The sequence below is a fragment of the Pectobacterium sp. S5 genome (assembly GCF_051707265.1).
Taxonomy (GTDB): Bacteria; Pseudomonadota; Gammaproteobacteria; order Enterobacterales; family Enterobacteriaceae; genus Pectobacterium; species Pectobacterium polare.
In genome coordinates this window covers 59,136-77,890 of sequence record NZ_JAULSZ010000004.1, presented here as the reverse complement: position 1 = coordinate 77,890, position 18,755 = coordinate 59,136, and the positions used below count along the sequence as shown (strand labels likewise).

General features: G+C 55.8%; 12 protein-coding genes. 6 read left to right on the top strand and 6 right to left on the bottom strand.

Annotated features, from left to right (window positions below):
* Window position 1 precedes the first annotated feature (1 nt).
* From QWJ20_RS15080 to QWJ20_RS15055, 6 genes are all read right to left on the bottom strand, one after another.
* Complete coding sequence (locus tag QWJ20_RS15080; protein ID WP_039471932.1) at window positions 2–367, bottom strand: YidH family protein; 366 nt, start codon at window positions 365–367, stop codon at window positions 2–4.
* A gap of 168 nt (window positions 368–535) precedes the next feature.
* Entirely contained in the window at window positions 536–640 is a 105-nt protein-coding gene (gene cydX, locus QWJ20_RS15075; RefSeq protein ID WP_010278781.1) for a cytochrome bd-I oxidase subunit CydX, read from the bottom strand.
* A 19-nt stretch (window positions 641–659) separates the two neighbouring features.
* The gene (gene cydB / locus QWJ20_RS15070; protein WP_433992895.1) at window positions 660–1,799 is read right to left on the bottom strand and encodes a cytochrome d ubiquinol oxidase subunit II; all 1,140 of its coding nucleotides are present in this window, start codon (window positions 1,797–1,799) and stop codon (window positions 660–662) included.
* A gap of 14 nt (window positions 1,800–1,813) precedes the next feature.
* Window positions 1,814–3,391 carry a cytochrome ubiquinol oxidase subunit I gene (gene cydA, locus QWJ20_RS15065; RefSeq protein ID WP_433992894.1) on the bottom strand — a complete coding sequence of 526 codons (1,578 nt, stop codon included), beginning with the start codon at window positions 3,389–3,391 and terminating at the stop codon, window positions 1,814–1,816.
* A gap of 545 nt (window positions 3,392–3,936) precedes the next feature.
* On the bottom strand, window positions 3,937–4,554 hold the full coding sequence (locus tag QWJ20_RS15060) for a tail fiber assembly protein (RefSeq protein ID WP_433992893.1): 618 nt from the start codon (window positions 4,552–4,554) through the stop codon (window positions 3,937–3,939).
* Window positions 4,554–6,569, bottom strand: coding sequence for a phage tail protein (locus QWJ20_RS15055; RefSeq protein ID WP_433992892.1), 2,016 nt, complete (start codon window positions 6,567–6,569; stop codon window positions 4,554–4,556). Before QWJ20_RS15055 ends, QWJ20_RS15060 begins: the two co-directional genes overlap by 1 nt.
* Window positions 6,570–6,868: 299 nt before the next feature.
* Between QWJ20_RS15055 and QWJ20_RS15050 the strand changes: the two genes are divergently transcribed.
* The 6 genes from QWJ20_RS15050 to QWJ20_RS15025 all read left to right on the top strand — a co-directional run bounded on the left by QWJ20_RS15050 (window position 6,869) and on the right by QWJ20_RS15025 (window position 18,737).
* Window positions 6,869–8,158 (top strand): nitrate- and nitrite sensing domain-containing protein, encoded by a 1,290-nt coding sequence (locus QWJ20_RS15050; RefSeq protein ID WP_433992891.1) that lies wholly within the window; start codon window positions 6,869–6,871, stop codon window positions 8,156–8,158.
* A gap of 669 nt (window positions 8,159–8,827) precedes the next feature.
* Complete coding sequence (locus QWJ20_RS15045) at window positions 8,828–10,093, top strand: ABC transporter substrate-binding protein (RefSeq protein ID WP_433992890.1); 1,266 nt, start codon at window positions 8,828–8,830, stop codon at window positions 10,091–10,093.
* Between the two features lie 12 nt (window positions 10,094–10,105).
* Window positions 10,106–11,020, top strand: coding sequence for a nitrate ABC transporter permease (gene ntrB, locus QWJ20_RS15040; protein ID WP_433993081.1), 915 nt, complete (start codon window positions 10,106–10,108; stop codon window positions 11,018–11,020).
* A gap of 10 nt (window positions 11,021–11,030) precedes the next feature.
* Window positions 11,031–11,825, top strand: coding sequence for an ABC transporter ATP-binding protein (locus QWJ20_RS15035; RefSeq protein WP_010295297.1), 795 nt, complete (start codon window positions 11,031–11,033; stop codon window positions 11,823–11,825).
* 19 nt (window positions 11,826–11,844) lie between these two features.
* Window positions 11,845–16,032, top strand: coding sequence for a nitrite reductase large subunit NirB (nirB, locus tag QWJ20_RS15030; RefSeq protein ID WP_433993080.1), 4,188 nt, complete (start codon window positions 11,845–11,847; stop codon window positions 16,030–16,032).
* The gene (locus QWJ20_RS15025) at window positions 16,029–18,737 is read left to right on the top strand and encodes a molybdopterin-dependent oxidoreductase (RefSeq protein WP_433992889.1); all 2,709 of its coding nucleotides are present in this window, start codon (window positions 16,029–16,031) and stop codon (window positions 18,735–18,737) included. The genes nirB and QWJ20_RS15025 overlap by 4 nt, the downstream gene beginning before the upstream one ends.
* Window positions 18,738–18,755: the final 18 nt, after the last annotated feature.

The following is an 18,755-nucleotide window of genomic DNA, read 5'->3' as shown; positions in this document are numbered from 1 at the left end:
GCTACCCGAACAGAATCATCGCGGCAAGCGCAATGGCAATGAGGGTGATAAACAGCGTCACGATCAGCAGCATCGGCGTATACGGCATATCACTTTCCTGACGCATCGCTTTCTCATTGCTAACCCAGCGACGATAGGCCAGACCGCCGAGTAATGCTGCACAGACGACCAGCAGCAGGGCCAGTCCCTGCCGCACCAGCGGATCGATATGAACGGTGAATTGATCGATACCCACCGCGCCCGCGAGAAACGCCAGCGCGGTGCGAATCCACGCCAGGAAGGTGCGCTCATTCGCTAATGAAAAACGGTAGTCCGGGGTTTTCCCCTGACTCCACCACGGCGTTTTGTCCTGTCTGGGCGTTGTCATGTCATCGTCTGATTTCAGGTTAAAGGGGGCATCCGATTGGGCGCAGCGTCTGCATTCTAGCGCCCTTGGCGGGTTTCGTCTGCCCTGATGACGGTATCAGCGGCAATTGTTTCAGCGATGCTGTCTCAGCAAAGAATGATGAAGCGCCCAGTGAGGCGCTTCGTTTTTTTACGAAGCGTCTTTCCCCGCTTCATGGTTCTCTACTGCCAGCGCGGTAACCAGCGCGAACGCGCAGGCCAGCAGCGTGCCAAGTATCCAGGCGAAATACCACATGCTCTTTCTCCTCAAGTCGTTAGTAAACGGAATGCTTATTGGCTTCGATGTAGCGGGCATCGATCCGGCCAAACATTTTGTAATAACACCAGCTGGTATAAATCAGGATGGTGGGAACAAAAATACAGGCCAGAATGGTCATCACCTGAAGCGTAAGCTGGCTGGACGTGGCATCCCAGATGGTCAGGCTGACGTTGGGATCGAAACTGGAAGGCATCACGAATGGGAACAGCGTAATGCCTGCCGTCAGAATCACGCAGACAATCGTCAATGATGAGGTCAGGAAACCCCAGCCGCAGCGATCTACGCGTGAGAAGAGACAGGTGAACCACGGCAAAATTACACCCAGTGCAGGAATCGCCCACAGCGCAGGGTGGGCCGTAAAGTTGGTTAACCACGCCCCAGCCTGCTGGACCACCTCTTTATTCAGCGGGTTAGACGGGGCCGCTTTATCTAACGTGGAGGTAATCACGTAGCCGTCGATTCCGGTTAGCACCCAGAGGCCAGCCAGTAAGAAGGCGATGCTCATCAGCGCGCTGGCGATCAGGACAGTTTTTTGTGCGCGACGCTGAAGCGCCTCTGTGGTGCGCATTTGCAGGTAAATTGCACCGTGTGCGACGATCATCGCGACACTCACAACGCCTGCCAGCAGCCCGAACGGGTTCAACAGGCCAAAGAACCCGCCGTGGTAGGTGAGGCGCAAATACATATTGACGCTCAGCGGCACACCCTGCAACAGGTTGCCTAATGCGATGCCGAACACCAGCGTGGGGACGAAGCTGCCGATGAAAATGCCCCAGTCCCACATATTGCGCCAGCGCTGGTTTTCCAGCTTGGAGCGATAATCAAAGCCAACCGGGCGGAAAAACAGAGCGGCCAGCACCAGAATCATGGCGAAGTAGAAACCGGAAAAAGCGGCGGCATACACCATCGGCCAGGCGGCGAACAGTGCGCCTGCCGCTGTGATCAGCCAGACCTGATTGCCGTCCCAGTGCGGGGCAATCACGTTAATCATGACTCGCCGTTCGGTATCATTCTTGCCCAGCAGACGCAGCAGAATGCCCACGCCCATGTCAAAGCCGTCGGTGATGGCGAAGCCGATAAACAACAGGCCAATCAATCCCCACCAAATCAGGCGTAATGTTTCATAATCCAGCATTATTATGGCTCCCGTTACGGTTTTGCAGGTGTCGCTAATGGTTGTGTTGTTGGTTGTTCAAAGTGGTAGCGGCCGGTTTTCAGGCTGCTTGGCCCCAGTCGGGCAAACTTGAACATCAGATACATTTCCGCGACCAGAAATAGCGTATACAGTCCGCAAATCAGCCCCATCGACAGCAGGATGTCGTGTGCTTCCAGAGACGAATTGGCGATGGCGGTAGGCAGAACCTCACCAACTGCCCACGGCTGGCGACCGTACTCGGCAACAAACCAGCCGGATTCAATCGCGATCCAGGGCAGGGGAATGCCGTAGAGCGCGACGCGGTGCAGCCATTTACGTTGTCCCATGCGGCCACGTATGACGCTCCAGAACGACAGAGCAAAAATGCCGAGCATCAGTACACCGCAGCCCACCATCAGGCGGAAAGCGACATACAGCGGCGCGACGCGAGGGATGGAGTCTTTGGTTGCCTGCTGAATCTGGTTTTCGTTGGCGTTGGCGACGTCATCGGTATAACGCTTAAGCAGCAGGCCGTAGCCAAGATCGCGCTTGGCAGCCTCAAATTGCGCGCGAACGGCGGGGTCGGTGTTACCTGAGCGCAGTTCCTCCAGCAGGCCATAGGCCGTCATGCCGTTGCGAATACGTATCTCATGTTGCGCCATCAGGTCTTTGATGCCGACGACAGGTTTGTCGAGCGAACGCGTGGCGATGAGCCCCAGCAGATAGGGAACGTGGATCGCATAATCGTTCTGCATCGTTTCCTGATTGGGGATGGCGAACAGCGTGAAAGAAGCGGGGGCGGGCTGCGTTTCCCATTCGGCTTCGATCGCTGCCAGCTTGGTTTTTTGCACATCGCCCATCACATAGCCGGATTCATCGCCCAGTACGATCACGGACAGCACCGAGGCCAGACCGAAACTGGCGGCAATCGCGAACGAGCGCTTGGCAAAGGCAATATCACGGCCTCTCAACAGATAGTAAGAGCTGATCCCGAGGACGAACATCGCGCCAGCGGTGTAGCCTGCTGCCACGGTGTGGACGAACTTCACCTGCGCGACTGGGTTCAGCACCAGCTCGGAGAAGCTCTGCATTTCCATGCGCATGGTTTCGTAATTGAACTCAGCTGCAATCGGATTTTGCATCCAGCCGTTGGCGACCAGAATCCACAGAGCGGAAAAGTTGGAGCCCAGCGCGACAAACCAGGTCACCAGCATATGCTGGACTTTGGTCAGGCGATCCCAGCCGAAAAAGAACAGACCAATTAGCGTGGATTCGAGGAAGAACGCCATAAGTCCTTCCATCGCCAGCGGTGCGCCAAAAATATCGCCCACGTAGTGAGAATAGTAAGACCAGTTGGTGCCAAACTGGAACTCCAACGTCAGACCGGTTGCCACACCCAGCGCAAAGTTGATGGCGAACAGTTTGCCCCAGAATTTGGTCATGTCCTTATAGATTTGCTTGCCGGTTAACACATAGGTGGTGTTCATAATGGCGAGCAGGAAAGACAACCCCAGCGTCAGCGGGACGAAAAGAAAGTGATACATGGCGGTCAGGGCAAATTGCAGCCGCGACAGCTCAACGACATCAAACATGTTAGGCTCCTAGCTTCAGGCAGGAAAATGCACGCCATATTGTTATTCCGATGCTTGCCGGAATAAATCGTGACGAATAAAACGAAAATAAATTACAGTCGACGGTATTTGCATCCGTCAGAAATTAACTTCACTGATTGAAGTGAGATAAGAATGAATAGTGAATAAAACGTGCGGGGATTATAGCGTGCAAAAATAGAAGGATAAATAGTACAGTTTGTTGATTTGGTTTTTTTATCTCTAATGCCATTATTTTGTTTTTATATTTCAATTTAACTTTATTTTCTGGTTGTTAATTTTATTTAAATTTAATTATTGGTTTTTTATTCTGTGTCTCTATCTGTGTTGGGAATTGAATTTAATTAAAATAGTACAGATTTGAGATGTATAAATATAACAGTTTCATTTTTTATTTAATTTTACATTTGGCGATAAAAATAATTGGGAATTATCAGGCTATCTTGCCTAAAGAGACGGAGATGAGGCGTGTGTGCCGTACGCTAAAATACGGCACACTTTATATAATGAAGTACTGGTACCAGCGATTACACGGAAGGCGCTTCTGGCCACACGACGGATGCAGCGGTGAGGTCAATGCGGTTCAACGTAACCAGATAAATTTTCCATTGGGTTAGCCGTTCTCGCTCTTCATCCGTGGCAATCGCTAAGTCCACTGCGTAGCTCAGTTCGGCAATTTGGGTATTTGCCGTCGAGCGCCGTGCCGCCAGTTCCTGCTGTAGGTTTTTGGTTGCGGCAAGCTGTTGCGCTTCCGGGTTTGTCACCCAGGCCGCCCCATCCCACTGATCAAACTCGGTTGCTGGAGCCAGAAATGTCATATTTCCCGGCAGTTCGCCGAACTGCGTTACCGCCTGTGCCTGTCGCGTTTCCGTACTGTAAACGGTCTGGCCGCGATAATCCGGTACAACTTCCCACGCTTTACCGTCAGAGCTGCGGCGCAGAGCCTTGCCGACAGGCGGTAATTCCGGCTCGTCAGCGTAGCTGTCGGCGGGCAGACCAACACCTTGCATAACATATTCATAGCTGGCGCTCTGATATTCCCGCGTAGCCGGGTTAACGTGATAAACCGTAATCCACCCGGTGTTGATAGCTAATCCGTGTTCGTTCAGTTCTGCGTTTTTAATTTGTGTTGAATAGTTGCTCATTATGCTGCTCTCACGATGTAGTTAAAGGCGATATTGCGGGGACGAGTTTCGTTATCGCCGAATGAATGTAGTGGATTACCTTTCCCTGCTGTATCCGATACTGAACCATCGGGATTTGTCGCACTGTGAACAATGAATGGCTCACTCCCATCAGTGGCGGGGAAACCTGAAGAATCCTTCGTACCACCTGGCTCATGTGACATGGTGATTGAGTGTTTGTGGCTGCGTAATGCGTCATATTGAGATGAGATGAGCGCACGCCCCGCATCAACCCCACGCGCATCATCCCAGCCGCGCACGAATTCGCCGCGTAAATCGGGCAGGAAACCGCTGGGATAGCGAGAGATCAGAATAGGGTATTGCGCCTTGTCGAACTGTTGGCCGTTGCATTTCAGCCAGCCAGCAGGGGCAACAGCGCCGGGGAATGGGAGCGGGATGCCTGTGATATCACTAGCTGAAACAGGTGTGATTTCAGCGCTCCCCGGCGTCTTATAATACCCATTTGCATCTGTTACTGCGTTGACATTACGGATGAGGATGGGATTAGTCGTCACTACTGCGTTAGGGTTACCCGCAGGTGACGAAGAAACTGTAATACCATTTGATGTTATAGACAGAATATGTGAAGCGTTTGCTGCGTTTGACTTGTACCAATTGGTACCAGTGTAACCGCAGTTAACGGTAATGTATGCGTCAGTCGGCGAGCGTAAAAACAATGAGCTTATGTTAGCAAATAGCTCAGTTTTAGACTGGTCAGCTGGCAAACCACGCCAATATGAAACGTCCCTCGGCTCTGCTTCGTTTGTCCTGATGTGGTAGCCCGGTGCTCGCGGATACTGCGTAAACGTCTTTACGCCTGTAATTGTCTGCGCTGTATCGGTGTTCATCGGGTGAGGCAAATTGTTTTGTCCCCACAGCGAATACCAGCCAGAGTCAGTATCTGGGCGGATAGTAATAAATTGCATCCCCACGCCCATTGTTGTGCTAAATGCGATGATGTTGATTGTATTCGCATCCCAATGCTGTACTAAAAAATTCCACGCAACAGGCGATGGGGCACGCATGGTATTTGCAGGGCAGCGATAAAAACCATTTCTAGCTGAGCGAAGTTGAACAACAATATCGCTATTCTCTAACATAACTCCTGCACTACCCAGCCCAAACGGCCCCCCTCCTGTGTTCTGAAATTTCAGCACTCTACCCGCAGTACCATCCGTGTCAGATGATTGAGTCACCAGCCCCACGTTTTCACGGAATTTCGCCTTATCTGGAATATCCGCGCCGTTCTGATCTTTTGCCAGCTTCCCCGCCAGTGCATTCAGCACCGTTGTGCTGAAGTTCGGGTCATTACCCAGCGCTTTAGCCAGTTCTTGCAGCGTATCGAGCGCCGCAGGAGAACCATTAACCAATGCTGCCACGGCGGCTTTCACAAAGGCCGTTGTCGCCAATTGTGTGTCATTAGCACCGGATGCAGCAGTCGGTGCTGTTGGCGTGCCCGTGAATGCCGGACTCGCTTTTGGGGCATATTGAGGGTGCGCATCGAGGATGGAAGCATGGGCATTCAGCTTATTGGCTACGTCAGATTTCACATCAGCAATCGCCTTCAATACGGTTGTGCTGAAGTTTGGGTCGTTGCCTAACGCATTCGCCAACTCTTGCAGCGTATCCAGTGCTGCCGGAGAACCACTGATCAGTGCGGCAATGGCCGATTTCACAAATGCCGTGGTGGCAATTTGCGTATTGTTTGCCGTTTGCGCGGTCGTTGGCGCGGTGGGCGTTCCTGTCAGCGCCGGACTATTTTTGGGGGCATATTGCGAATGCGGGTCGCTGGCGGCGAGATGCTTTTGCACACTATCGCCGGTGGTTTCCTGCATTTTTTTCAGATAAGCCGTGCGGCTGGCTAACTGCTCTGCCTGACGGTTGGAGATACCTCCAGGGCCTGCGACAACGGGATCCGATGTCTCAAGCTGATAAATTCCATCAATCCAACTTTCTTGTTCAGATAAATTCGCCATGCTCATGCGTTCCTATGGTTGTGACGTCGCTACGATGCGGCTTTTACAGCGATCCTTTCTGTTTCCATGCCGATGCCAGCATCATGCCGATGGCTATAAAACAGTTTTAGTAACGATGATGAGAGTACCTGTTGCGATGTGGCTGGTTTAGTAACGGAGTTTAAAAATTGAGGTGAAACGTGTGCGGAGCAGCAGTAACCGTGCGGATGCTATGTCCTTGCTTCCTGATAACTGTGAGCTGATGCAAATGGCGCGCTAATTGCATATTCCTGACTGTGGTTTTTTCAGGAGAGAGTGCAATGGTGGCGGAGCCTTCAACGACAATTCGATTTTTACTTGCCTCGCGCCAGTGTGAGCTGAACAGCCTGCGCTACCTGCTGCAAAGCGGTGAGCTGGTGGGCAAAATTAGCCAGCTTGTCCATCTATTGCAGCGTGAACGGGGAACGGCCAACCTGTTTCTTTGCTCCGACGGCCGATTGTTCGCCGACGAGCTGGCGCTACGTGAGAAAGACGTCCAAGCGGCGCAGACGCATTTGATGACGCATCTGGCCGGGTTGGAAAAAATGACGGCGGAGTTGCCGCAGGCGAGCCGTTTATTCAGCCGCGTTGCCAGCGTGGTCTATGCGCTAAGTCTGCTGCCCGCGCTGCGTCAGCAGATTCGTCAGCGCTTGTTGCCCCAGCCGCAGGCGATGACGTTTTTCAACGACATTGTCCGCAACCTACTGGCGCTGGTTTTTGAGGTATCGGATACGGCGGCCGACCCGGGGATTTCTCGTGCGTTGATTGCCATGTTCAGCTTTATGCAAGGGAAAGAGTTGGCGGGGCAGGAGCGTGCTATTGGCGCGGCGGCCTATGCAGCGGGCAACGTCGATGAGGAAACTCGGCAAAAGCTGCTGGATTTGATCGAGCGGCAGGATCGCTGTTTCGATACTTTTCTGAATTTTAGCGATGAAGAAAACCAACGGCGCTGGCGAGCTATCGCAGTAGACAGCGAATTTGAGCGCCTGCGCCGCATTGTGTGCACCCGCAGCCCGATAGAAAAGTTGTCGGAAGCGGATAGCCTGCACTGGTTTTCGATTGCCACGCGGCGCATCGACGAAATGAAGCAGATGGAAGATGAGCTGGAGCAGACGCTGATGCAGCGCTGCCGTACCCGCATTGCGGCAGCGGAGAAGGCATGCAGCGATCAGCGCGCGGATCTCGACGCGCTGATGGTGCAGCAGGAGCATGACGATCCAGGCTATTCGATATTTATCGCTGGTCATGATCTGGAAGGGCAAAGTGCGTCACCCGGCTGGCTGAATAGCGATGGCGTCAGTCCACAGCTGGGGCGATCGCTGCTGTCTCTGGTGCAGCAACAGTCGCGGCGCTTACAGGCGCAGGATCATGAACTGGCTGCGCTGCGAGCCACGTTGAATGAAAGAAAGCAGATCGATCGCGCGAAGGGTTTACTGATGCAGCACCGTGGATTAAGCGAAGAAGAGGCCTACAAAACCCTGCGCCGCATGGCGATGAGTCAGAATAAAAAGCTGATTGACATCGCGACGGCGATGCTCGCGGTGGCCGATGTATTCGGAGATAACCCTTAAGAGGTATATGCACATGAACTGTGCGTGTTCTGCTTGCTTGCGGTGCAAGGCATCGCTTTGTAGGAGGGACTGTTGAGGAGAAATTGACAGTGTTAGGTGGTTTCGTGCGTAAAAATATTGGCTGGCACCCACTGTTGTTGTGCTGTGATGAGCGTAAATAACGCTGAAGAAAAAACAGGCTTAGGATGAGCGGCAGGGAAGCCGCGAAAGTCGTTGCCGCGTCGGGAACGCGTCAACGACGGTCCGTTAAGAGACTGTTTTTTATGAAGGTATCGCGTAGCGACGTTATTTCTCGCGAAAAAGCCACGGGTCACGGGGCGGCGGCGACTGAGCGCCCCGTGTCGGGCGCGTGCTACGACGTAGCATAGAAATGGCAATATTCTGGCGCACGAAACAATAACCTTAAATTACATATTGTTACCTAAATTTTAGTTCACCTCACGATTAAACTACTCCCCTCGGCAATATGTAAAAGTGTGATAGCTGGCACAAACCTTGCTTTAACTCATTAGTAACAACCAAACATTCATAATGCGTTTCGGGCCAACGGCGGTGCGGAAGGTGTTAATCGGACAACGGCGTCCATAAGCGTGCAGATTCTGCATGGGCTTGTGGACGCCGTTTTTGTTTTTACCACCTGAAAAGGTGTTTTGCGCAAGGGTGTCGTTGATGAGTGATTCCAAAACCAAAACCAAAAGCATGACCGTCTCTCGCCGCCAGTTTCTGTTGGGGAGTGCTGCACTGGGCGGCAGCCTGATGTTGCCGGGGTTGATGAATAGCGCCTGGGCGGCGGGTTCCGACGCACCGGAGAAAAAGGAAATTCGGGTTGGGTTTATTCCGTTGACGGACTGCGCCTCGGTCGTGATGGCCGCAGTGAAAGGCTTCGATAAGAAATACGGCATCACCATTATTCCTAGCAAAGAAGCCAGTTGGGCTGCGGTACGCGACAAGCTGGTGTCGGGTGAATTGGATGCCGCCCACATTCTGTACGGCCAGCTGTACGGCCTGCAAATGGGGCTGTCTGGATCGCAGAGCAATATGGCGGCACTGATGACGCTCAACCAGAACGGACAAGGGATCACGCTGGCGAACCAGTTGCGTGCAGCCAACGTCACGGATCTCGCTGCGCTGCAAAAATATGTTGCCGCTAGCCCGGCGGGCACTTACACCTTCGCGCAAACCTTCCCAACCGGTACGCACGCCATGTGGCTCTATTACTGGCTGGCTTCCGCCGGCATTCATCCGCTGAACGACGTGCGCACCGTGGTAGTGCCGCCGCCGCAGATGGTGATGAACATGAAAATTGGCAATATGGTTGGCTACTGCGTCGGCGAGCCGTGGAACCAGCGTGCCATCAGCGAAAACATCGGTTTTACCGCTGCCACTTCACAAGACATTTGGCCGGATCACCCGGAAAAAGTGTTGGGTACCCGCGCTGACTGGGTAAACGCCAACCCGCATAGCGCCCGCGCGCTGACCGCCGCGATCCTCGATGCCTCGCGCTGGATTGATGCCTCGGACGACAACCGCCGCGAAACGGCAGGCGTTGTTGCCGGACGCGCGTACATCAATGCCAAAGAAGAAACCATCGTCGGACGCATGCTGGGCCAGTACGAGAACGGACTGGGGAAAAGCTGGAAAGACGAACACGCGATGCGTTTCTACCACGACGGTTCCGTGAACTACCCGTACCTGTCCGACGGCATGTGGTTCCTCACCCAGCACAAACGCTGGGGCTTGCTCACCGAAGACCCAGATTATCTGGCCGTCGCGAAGCAGGTTAACCGTATTGATATCTACAAGCAGGCGGCTGATGCCGTGGGGAATGTGCCATTGCCCGGTAGCGACATGCGCAGCAGCGTGCTTATCGATGGCCGTCGCTGGGATGGTAGCGATCCGGTGGGTTATGCCAACAGTTTTAGCGTGAAGAAATAAGTGAGGTTGATGATGAAAAACCAGGCCCAGGTCATTCCAATTACCGTGGATAACGCCCCGGAAACCGTGCGCAGCGCTGACATTACGCCGCTGCCAACTAAACCCGTCACGCCCGCAAAAGCACCCGCGGCTCCCACTTTCGCCTACCGTTTGCTGCTGCGTAAGCTGTTTCAGCAACTTTTCCCTGCGGTTCTCGGACTGGGGCTGCTGGTTGCGGTCTGGCAAATTGCCGCGCTTAACAGCGAAAACTTCCCGACGCCGTGGACGACCTGGCTTGCGGCGCTCAGCCTCTTTGCCGACCCGTTTTACATCGCAGGGCCGAACGATCAGGGCATCGGCTGGAACGTATTGGCCTCGCTGCAACGTGTTGGTATCGGCTTCGGGCTGGCGGCACTGGTCGGCATTCCCGCTGGTTTCCTGATTGGTCGTTTTACGTTTCTGGCCAACATGCTCAACCCGATCATTTCGCTGCTGCGCCCAGTCAGCCCGCTGGCCTGGCTGCCTATCGGCCTGCTGCTGTTCCAACGTGCCGAACCGGCATCCAGTTGGACCATTTTTATCTGCTCCATCTGGCCGATGATCCTCAACACCGCCGAAGGTGTACGTCGTATCCCGCAGGATTACCTGAACGTGGCGCGAGTCCTGAAGCTTTCCGAATTCACCATCATGCACAAGATTCTACTGCCTGCGGTGCTGCCTAACGTGTTGACTGGCGTGCGCCTGTCGATTGGTGTCGCCTGGCTGGTGATTGTGGCGGCGGAGATGCTGACTGGCGGTGTCGGTATCGGCTTCTGGATTTGGAATGAGTGGAACAACCTGAATGTGGAAAACATCATCATCGCCATCGTGGTGATTGGGGTTATCGGTCTGCTGCTTGAGCAGGGACTGGTGTGGATTGCTAACCGTTTCAGCTATGACAACCGCTAAGGAGCCGACGATGCGTACAACACCGATTATTCAAGTGCAGCAGGTGAGCCAGCGTTTCAATACCGCCAGCGGTGAGTTTCTGGCGCTGGATCAGGTGAGTTTTGATATTCACACCGGTGAGACGATCAGCCTGATCGGCCATTCCGGCTGCGGCAAATCTACGTTATTGAACCTGATTGCCGGCCTGACGCTGCCGAGTAGCGGCGGCCTGCTGTGTGACAACCGTGAAATCGACGGCCCGGGGCCGGAGCGCGGCGTGGTCTTTCAGAACCACTCGCTGCTGCCGTGGCTGACCACCTACGAAAACGTCGCACTGGCGGTACGCCAGGTGTTTCGCGGCCAGATGAACAAGCGCGAAATGCACGAATGGATTACCCACAATCTCGAACTGGTGCATATGGAGCACGCGCTGAACAAGCGGCCGAATGAGATCTCCGGCGGGATGAAGCAGCGTGTGGGGATTGCTCGCGCGCTGGCCATGAAGCCGAAAGTTCTGCTGATGGATGAACCATTCGGCGCGCTGGATGCGCTGACCCGCGCACATCTTCAGGATGCGGTGATGGAGATTCAGCAGCGCTTGCAAACCACGATTGTGCTGATTACTCACGATGTTGACGAAGCGGTGCTGCTGTCGGATCGCGTCTTGATGATGACCAACGGCCCAGCGGCAACGGTCGGTGAAATCATGAAAGTCGAGCTGGAACGTCCGCGTTCACGCGTCGTGCTAGCCGACGATCCGCGCTACCACCACTACCGTCAGCAGGTGCTGCATTTCTTATATGAAAAACAGCCTAAAGCAGCCTGACAGCGAGGCCGGAACGATGATGAAACCGCATCTGATTGTGATTGGTAACGGGATGGCGAGTGCGCGATTCGTCGAGGTACTGCGCCAACTGGCTGCAACGCGTTACCGCATTACCGTGATTGGTGATGAACCGCGCGCCAGCTATAACCGCATCCTGCTGTCGCCGGTATTGAGCGGCGAAAAAGCGTTTACGGATACGCTGCTGACGCCCGCGACTCTCGACGACGATGCGGTGCTGCCGGTGAATTATTTGCTGGGTGAGCGGGTCACGCATATCGATCGCCAGCAGCGTGAGGTGACAACGAAGCAACGGCAGCTGCATTACGATCATCTGGTGTTGGCGACCGGCTCCACGCCGTTTATGCCGCCGATGCCGGGCATCGATCTGGCGGGCGTGTGCGGCTTTCGCACGCTGGATGATGTCGAGCTGATGTTGGCGACGATTGGCCAGTCCGTTCCTGCGGTGGTGATTGGCGGCGGTTTGCTTGGCATTGAAGCGGCAGCGGCGCTGCAACTGCGCGGTGCTGACGTCACGTTGCTGCATCGTGTTCCGGTTTTGATGGAGCGCCAATTGGATGCCACGGCGAGCGACCTGCTGTGCGACAGCCTGCGTGCTCGCGGTATTGCCTGTGAGACGGATGTGCAGGTAGTCGCGCTGCATGGCGATGAAAAAGGCGTAACGGCTGTTGAATTGGCCGATGGCCGTACGATTCCGGCCGGACTGGTGGTGGTGACCGCGGGTGTGATTCCCGCTAGCCAGTTGGCGCGCGACTGCGGCTTACCCTGTAACCGCGGCGTGCTGGTGGACGGACAGCTGCAAACTGCCGACCCGTATATCAGCGCAATCGGCGAATGTTGTGAACTCAATGGCGAAATCTTCGGGCTGGTTGCCCCGTGTTTCGCTCATGCCACGCTGGTGGCACAGCGCCTTGCCGGACACACACCGAAAGACTATCAGCGTGAACAGGCGGCAACGCGGCTGAAAGTCACAGGAATTGGCGTGGTCAGCGGCGGCGATATTAACGTGGCACCGGATGATGAGGTGTACACCCTTTTTGATCCGCAGACGCAGCACTACCGTCGTCTGCTACTGCGCGACGGGCGGCTGAGCGGTGTCCTGCTGTATGGCGACACCGATGACAGCCAGCGCCTGCTGGCCGCGATGGAGAGCACGACAGCGGGCGAGATGACTCCGCCTGCCTCGCTGCTTTTCGGCCTTTCTTCCCCTGATTCTGACCCACAGCCTGAAGCTGTAAGGATTCCTGTCATGAGCAAACCTATTTTGGTGGTCGTCGGCCACGGTATGGTCGGCCACTATTTTCTTGAACAGCTGGTTGAACGTGACCTGCATCAGCATTACCACATCGTCGTCTTTGGCGAAGAACGCCATGAAGCCTATGACCGCGTTCACCTCTCCGAGTATTTTTCCGGCCGCAGCGCCGCTTCTTTGTCACTGGTAAAAGACGGCTTTTTTGCCGAGAGCGGCATTGAGCTGCGCAGCGCCAGTGAGATCGTGGCTATCGACCGTGAACGTCAGTGCGTGTGCGATGCGCAGGGTAGAGAAACCGCCTACGACAAACTGGTGCTGGCGACCGGCTCTTATGCATTTGTTCCGCCGATTCCCGGCAACACGCGCCCCGGCTGTCTGGTTTATCGCACGTTGGACGATCTGGATGCGATTGCAGCACAGGCGAAAAAGGGCAAGTCTGGCGTGGTGATTGGCGGCGGCCTGCTGGGGCTGGAAGCGGCAAATGCCCTGCGTCAGTTGGGGCTGGACACCCATGTGGTGGAGTTTGCTCCGCGTCTGATGGCGGTGCAGCTCGATGACGGCGGTGCCACCATGCTGCGGCGCAAGATTGAGGCGCTGGGCGTACAGATTCATCTCAGCAAAGAAACGCGCGAGATCACCGACGGCGAGCAGGCGTTGCACCGTCTCTGCTTTGCCGACGGTAGCGTGTTGGAAACCGATCTGGTGCTGTTTTCCGCCGGGATTCGCCCGCGTGACAAGCTGGCAGACAGCTGCGATTTAGAGAAAGGGCCTCGCGGTGGCATCGTGATTGACGACCGCTGCCAGACCTCTGATGACGCGATTTTCGCCATCGGTGAGTGCGCGTTGTGGAAAGGTCAGATTTTTGGGTTAGTGGCCCCAGGCTACCAGATGGCACGCAGCGTGGCGGATACGCTGGCGCAGCGCGATACGCCATTTACCGGTGCGGATATGAGCACCAAGCTGAAGCTGCTGGGCGTTGACGTGGCCTCGATTGGTGATGCGCACGGGCGCACAGCGGGAAGCCAAAGCTACCAATGGACGGACGGCCCAAACGAGGTTTACAAGAAAATCGTCGTTTCCGCCGATGGCAAGCGTTTATTGGGGGCGGTACTGATTGGCGACAGCAGCGATTACAGTACGTTGCTGCAAATGATGCTCAACGATATGCCGTTGCCTAAACAGCCGGAAGGGCTGATTTTGCCCGCGCGTTCTGGCGATGCGCCAAAAGGATTGGGCGTGGCGGCATTACCGGCTAGCGCACAGATTTGCTCCTGCCATAACGTCAGCAAAAGCGATATCTCGGCGGCGGTGGCAGGCGGCTGCGGCGAGCTGGGCGCGCTGAAAACCTGTACCAAAGCCGGTACAGGTTGCGGTGGCTGTGTGCCGCTGCTGAAACAGGTGATGGAATATGAACTGACGCAGTTGGGTGTTGAAGTGAAGAAGGACATTTGCGAGCACTTCGCCTATTCGCGTCAGGAACTGTACCACCTGATTCGCGTGCATGAGATCCGCTCGTTCGACAGTCTCCTTGAGCGTTACGGCCACGGCTTGGGCTGCGAAGTGTGTAAGCCGCTGGTGGGCTCTATGTTGGCCTCCTGCTGGAATGACTATCTGCTGCAACCGCAGCACCTGCCGTTGCAGGATACCAACGATCGTTTCTTTGCCAACATTCAAAAAGATGGCACGTATTCCGTCGTGCCGCGCGTTCCGGCGGGGGAAATTACGCCGGAAGGACTGATTGCGATCGGTCAGGTGGCGCAGCGTTATAACCTGTACACCAAGATCACCGGCGGTCAGCGGGTGGATTTATTCGGTGCGCGCTTAGAGCAGCTTCCCGCAATCTGGCGCGAGCTGATCGATGCCGGATTTGAAACCGGTCATGCCTACGGTAAATCGCTGCGTACCGTGAAATCCTGCGTGGGATCGACCTGGTGCCGCTATGGCGTGCAGGATTCCACCGGGTTGGCGATCCAGCTTGAGCACCGTTACAAGGGGCTGCGCTCGCCGCATAAAGTCAAAATGGCGGTGTCTGGCTGTACTCGTGAATGTGCTGAGGCACAAAGCAAAGATATCGGCGTGATTGCCACGGATAAAGGCTGGAATCTGTACGTGTGCGGCAACGGCGGCATGAAACCGCGCCATGCGGATCTCTTCGCCAGCGATCTGGATACAGAAACCCTGCTGCGCACCATCGACCGGGTCTTGATGTTCTATATCCGCACCGGCGATCGCCTTCAGCGTACCAGCACCTGGATGGATAATCTGGAAGGCGGTATCGACTATCTGCGTCAGGTGATTTTGGAAGATAGCCTGAATATTGGCGAAGAATTAGATAAAGAGATGCAGCGCGTGGTAGATGCCTACCAGTGCGAATGGCAAACCACGCTGGAAAGCCCGGAACGTCTGGCGCTATTCCGTGGCTTCCTGAACAGCGATAGCCCGGATGAAGCGGTGGTGATGGTGCCGGAGCGTGGCCAGATTCGTCCGGCGCAGGATCATGAGAAAGTGGTCTCGCCAGAACCGGTTTCCCTGAAACCCGCCGTGCATGAGGCGGAGTGGGTACAGGTGGCGACGCTGGGCGATATTCCACGCCATGCTGGTATGGCGGCGCGTCTCGGACAGCAACAGATCGCGCTGTTCCACCTGCCGGGGAGCGAGCAACAGGTGTACGCGTTGGAAAACCACGAACCGGGCAGTGGCGCGAATGTGCTGTCGCGTGGGCTACTGGGGGATGTCGCCGGTGAACCGGTAGTGATTTCACCGCTGTACAAGAAACGCTTCAAGCTGCGGGATGGTGTGAGCCCGGATGACAGCACGCTGTACGTACGTGCCTGGCCAGTGCGCGTGGAAGACGACGAGATTTGGGTATGCCGTCAGCCGCTGGCCGTGCCTGAAGGCGTCGTTCTGGCAGACACTGCCATGGCAAAAGCATCATGAACGCGCGCGTCTGTCGGACAACCTGCCCCTATTGTGGCGTCGGCTGTGGCGTGCTGGCAGAACACGATGGGCAAGGTGGGGTAAAAATCAGTGGCGATCCCGCACACCCGGCGAATTTGGGGCGGTTGTGCGTTAAAGGCTCCGCGCTGGGAGAAACGCTGGATTTGAAAGGCCGGCTCTTGTGGCCGCTGGTGGAAGGGCGTCGCGTTAGCTGGGAGCAGGCGCTCGATACGGTAGCCGAACGGCTGCTGGCGACCATGCAGCAACACGGCCCGCAGTCGGTCGCGTTTTATGGTTCAGGCCAGCTGTTGACGGAAGATTACTACGTCGCCAACAAGCTGATGAAAGGCTTCATTGGCGTCGCCAATATGGATACCAATTCGCGGCTGTGCATGGCGTCTGCGGTGATCGGCTACAAACGCGGGCTGGGAGCGGACGCCGTCCCCTGTAATTATGAAGATATCGAATTGGCGGATGTGGTGGTGCTGGTCGGTTCTAATACTGCCTGGGCGCATCCGGTGGTGTATCAGCGGCTGGTGCAGGCGAAACAGCAGCGACCACAGATGCAGGTGGTGGTGATCGACCCTCGACGTACCGCAACCTGCGACATTGCCGATCTGCATTTACCGCTGCAACCCGGCAGCGATGCGGGGCTATTCAACGGCCTATTGCATTGGATTGCACAAGATCCACGCATCGATCGCGCCGAATTGGCCGAGCGCTTTTCCGGCGTGGAAGAGGCATTACAGTCAGCACAGGCGTGGTCGGTGGCGCAGGTGGCGGAGTTCTGTCGGTTAGATGAAGCCGATATCGAGTGCTTCTATCACCTGTTCAGCACTAGCGATAAAGTAGTCACGCTCTATTCGCAGGGCGTAAATCAATCGTCCTCGGGCAGCGATAAATGCAATGCGATCATCAATGCCCATCTGCTGAGCGGTAAAATCGGCGTGTCGGGTTCCGGCCCCTTTTCGATAACCGGACAGCCAAATGCGATGGGCGGACGAGAAGTCGGCGGACTGGCCAATCAGCTTGCCAGTCATATGGGCTTTACGCCGCAGGACATCGACCGCGTAGGGCGCTTCTGGCAGAGCGATAATGTCGCGACGCAGCCCGGTCTGAACGCGGTGGATCTGTTTCGCGCGGTTGAGCGCGGCGATATTAAAGCGGTGTGGATTATGGGCACCAATCCGGTGGTGTCGATGCCAGATGCCGACCGAGTGAAACAGGCGCTGGAACGCTGCCCGCTGGTGATCGTCTCCGAGGTGATGCGACATACCGATACCGCAGAAACTGCTGATATCTTACTGCCTGCGCTGGGTTGGGGAGAAAAAGACGGCACGGTAACCAATTCCGAACGCCGGGTGTCACGTCAGCGAGCCTTTCTGCCCGCGCCAGGGGAAGCCAAAGCCAACTGGTGGATACTGAGTCAGGTGGCGCAGCGTATGGGATTTGCTGAAGCATTTGCTTATCAGCATCCGGCGGAAATCTTTCGTGAACATGCGGCGCTGTCCGGATTTGAGAATAATGGTAGCCGCGCGTTTGATATCAGCGGGCTGGCGACGCTCAGCAATCAGCAGTGGCAGCAGTTGGAACCGATACAGTGGCCAGTGAATGCGGCATATCCACACGGGCGTGCCCGACTGGGTGACGATGGTCGATTCTGGCATGCCAATGGCAAAGCGCATCTGGTGGCGGTCACGCCGTCGCTGCCGCAAAGTCCGTGGAGCGCGGCGTATCCGCTGATACTGAACACCGGACGTATTCGCGATCAGTGGCACACCATGACGCGTACGGGAAAAGCGGCTCGGCTGATGCGTCATATCAGCGAGCCCTACTGCGAGCTGCATCCACAGGATGCGCAGACGCATGATATTCAGGCGGGCGATTTGGTGCGCTTGTCGTCGGTGAACGGCTGGATGCTGGCGCGGGCGCGACTCGACGCCGGACAGGCACGCGGTAGCGTGTTTGTACCGATGCACTGGAATCAGCAGTTCAGCGCTCAGGCGCGGGCTGACAGTTTAGTTGCGCCGATTACCGACCCGTATTCCGGGCAACCGGAAAGCAAACACAGCCGGGTGCGTATCCAACCCTGGCATACCGCCTGGCAGGCCACGCTGTTTTTTGCTGACGAACCGCCGACTGCACCATTAACGTTACCCGCAGAGCATGACGTTCTGCCGCCGCCCGCCACCTACTGGAGCAAAGTGCCTCATGAAGGCGTGACGCAGTATCTGTTTGCCGACCGCGTACCGGTGGACGATTGGCAGGCATGGCTGACCGAGCATTATGGTTTGGAAAACATGCAGTGTCAGGTTGCGCAGGGCAACGGCGTATTTCACCTGATTGGCTGGCGCGATGGCCGCGTGGTACTGGCCTGCTATGTCAGTGCACAGGCGCTGCGTATCGATAGCGATGCGGTGCGTCAGGCGTTTATCACTCCACCGCAGCTCCCGCACGAGCGCCATGCGCTGCTGGCGGGTCAGGCACCGCAGGGGCAAGTGACGCAAGGGGCCACGATTTGCAGTTGCTATAGCGTTGGCGAAGCGATCATCGTCGGCGCGATTCGTAAAGGCTGCCACAGCGTAGCAGCGTTAGGCGGCACGCTGAAATGTGGCACCAACTGCGGTTCCTGTATCCCCGAACTGAAAGCGTTATTGAGCCAGCATGTGCCGATAACGGTCAATGAATTGAAAAAAGCAGGTTGAGCGCCACGGCGTAATGAG

Bases quoted from the DNA above. Each gene is read 5' to 3' on its own strand.
- QWJ20_RS15035 (WP_010295297.1), top strand. From the start codon at position 11,031: ATGCGTACAACACCGATTATTCAAGTGCAGCAGGTGAGCCAGCGTTTC.
- cydB (WP_433992895.1), bottom strand. From the start codon at position 1,799: ATGCTGGATTATGAAACATTACGCCTGATTTGGTGGGGATTGATTGGC.
- nirB (WP_433993080.1), top strand. From the start codon at position 11,845: ATGAAACCGCATCTGATTGTGATTGGTAACGGGATGGCGAGTGCGCGA.
- cydA (WP_433992894.1), bottom strand. From the start codon at position 3,391: ATGTTTGATGTCGTTGAGCTGTCGCGGCTGCAATTTGCCCTGACCGCC.
- ntrB (WP_433993081.1), top strand. From the start codon at position 10,106: ATGAAAAACCAGGCCCAGGTCATTCCAATTACCGTGGATAACGCCCCG.
- cydX (WP_010278781.1), bottom strand. From the start codon at position 640: ATGTGGTATTTCGCCTGGATACTTGGCACGCTGCTGGCCTGCGCGTTC.
- QWJ20_RS15025 (WP_433992889.1), top strand. From the start codon at position 16,029: ATGAACGCGCGCGTCTGTCGGACAACCTGCCCCTATTGTGGCGTCGGC.
- QWJ20_RS15080 (WP_039471932.1), bottom strand. From the start codon at position 367: ATGACAACGCCCAGACAGGACAAAACGCCGTGGTGGAGTCAGGGGAAA.
- QWJ20_RS15055 (WP_433992892.1), bottom strand. From the start codon at position 6,569: ATGGCGAATTTATCTGAACAAGAAAGTTGGATTGATGGAATTTATCAG.
- QWJ20_RS15045 (WP_433992890.1), top strand. From the start codon at position 8,828: ATGAGTGATTCCAAAACCAAAACCAAAAGCATGACCGTCTCTCGCCGC.
- QWJ20_RS15060 (WP_433992893.1), bottom strand. From the start codon at position 4,554: ATGAGCAACTATTCAACACAAATTAAAAACGCAGAACTGAACGAACAC.
- QWJ20_RS15050 (WP_433992891.1), top strand. From the start codon at position 6,869: ATGGTGGCGGAGCCTTCAACGACAATTCGATTTTTACTTGCCTCGCGC.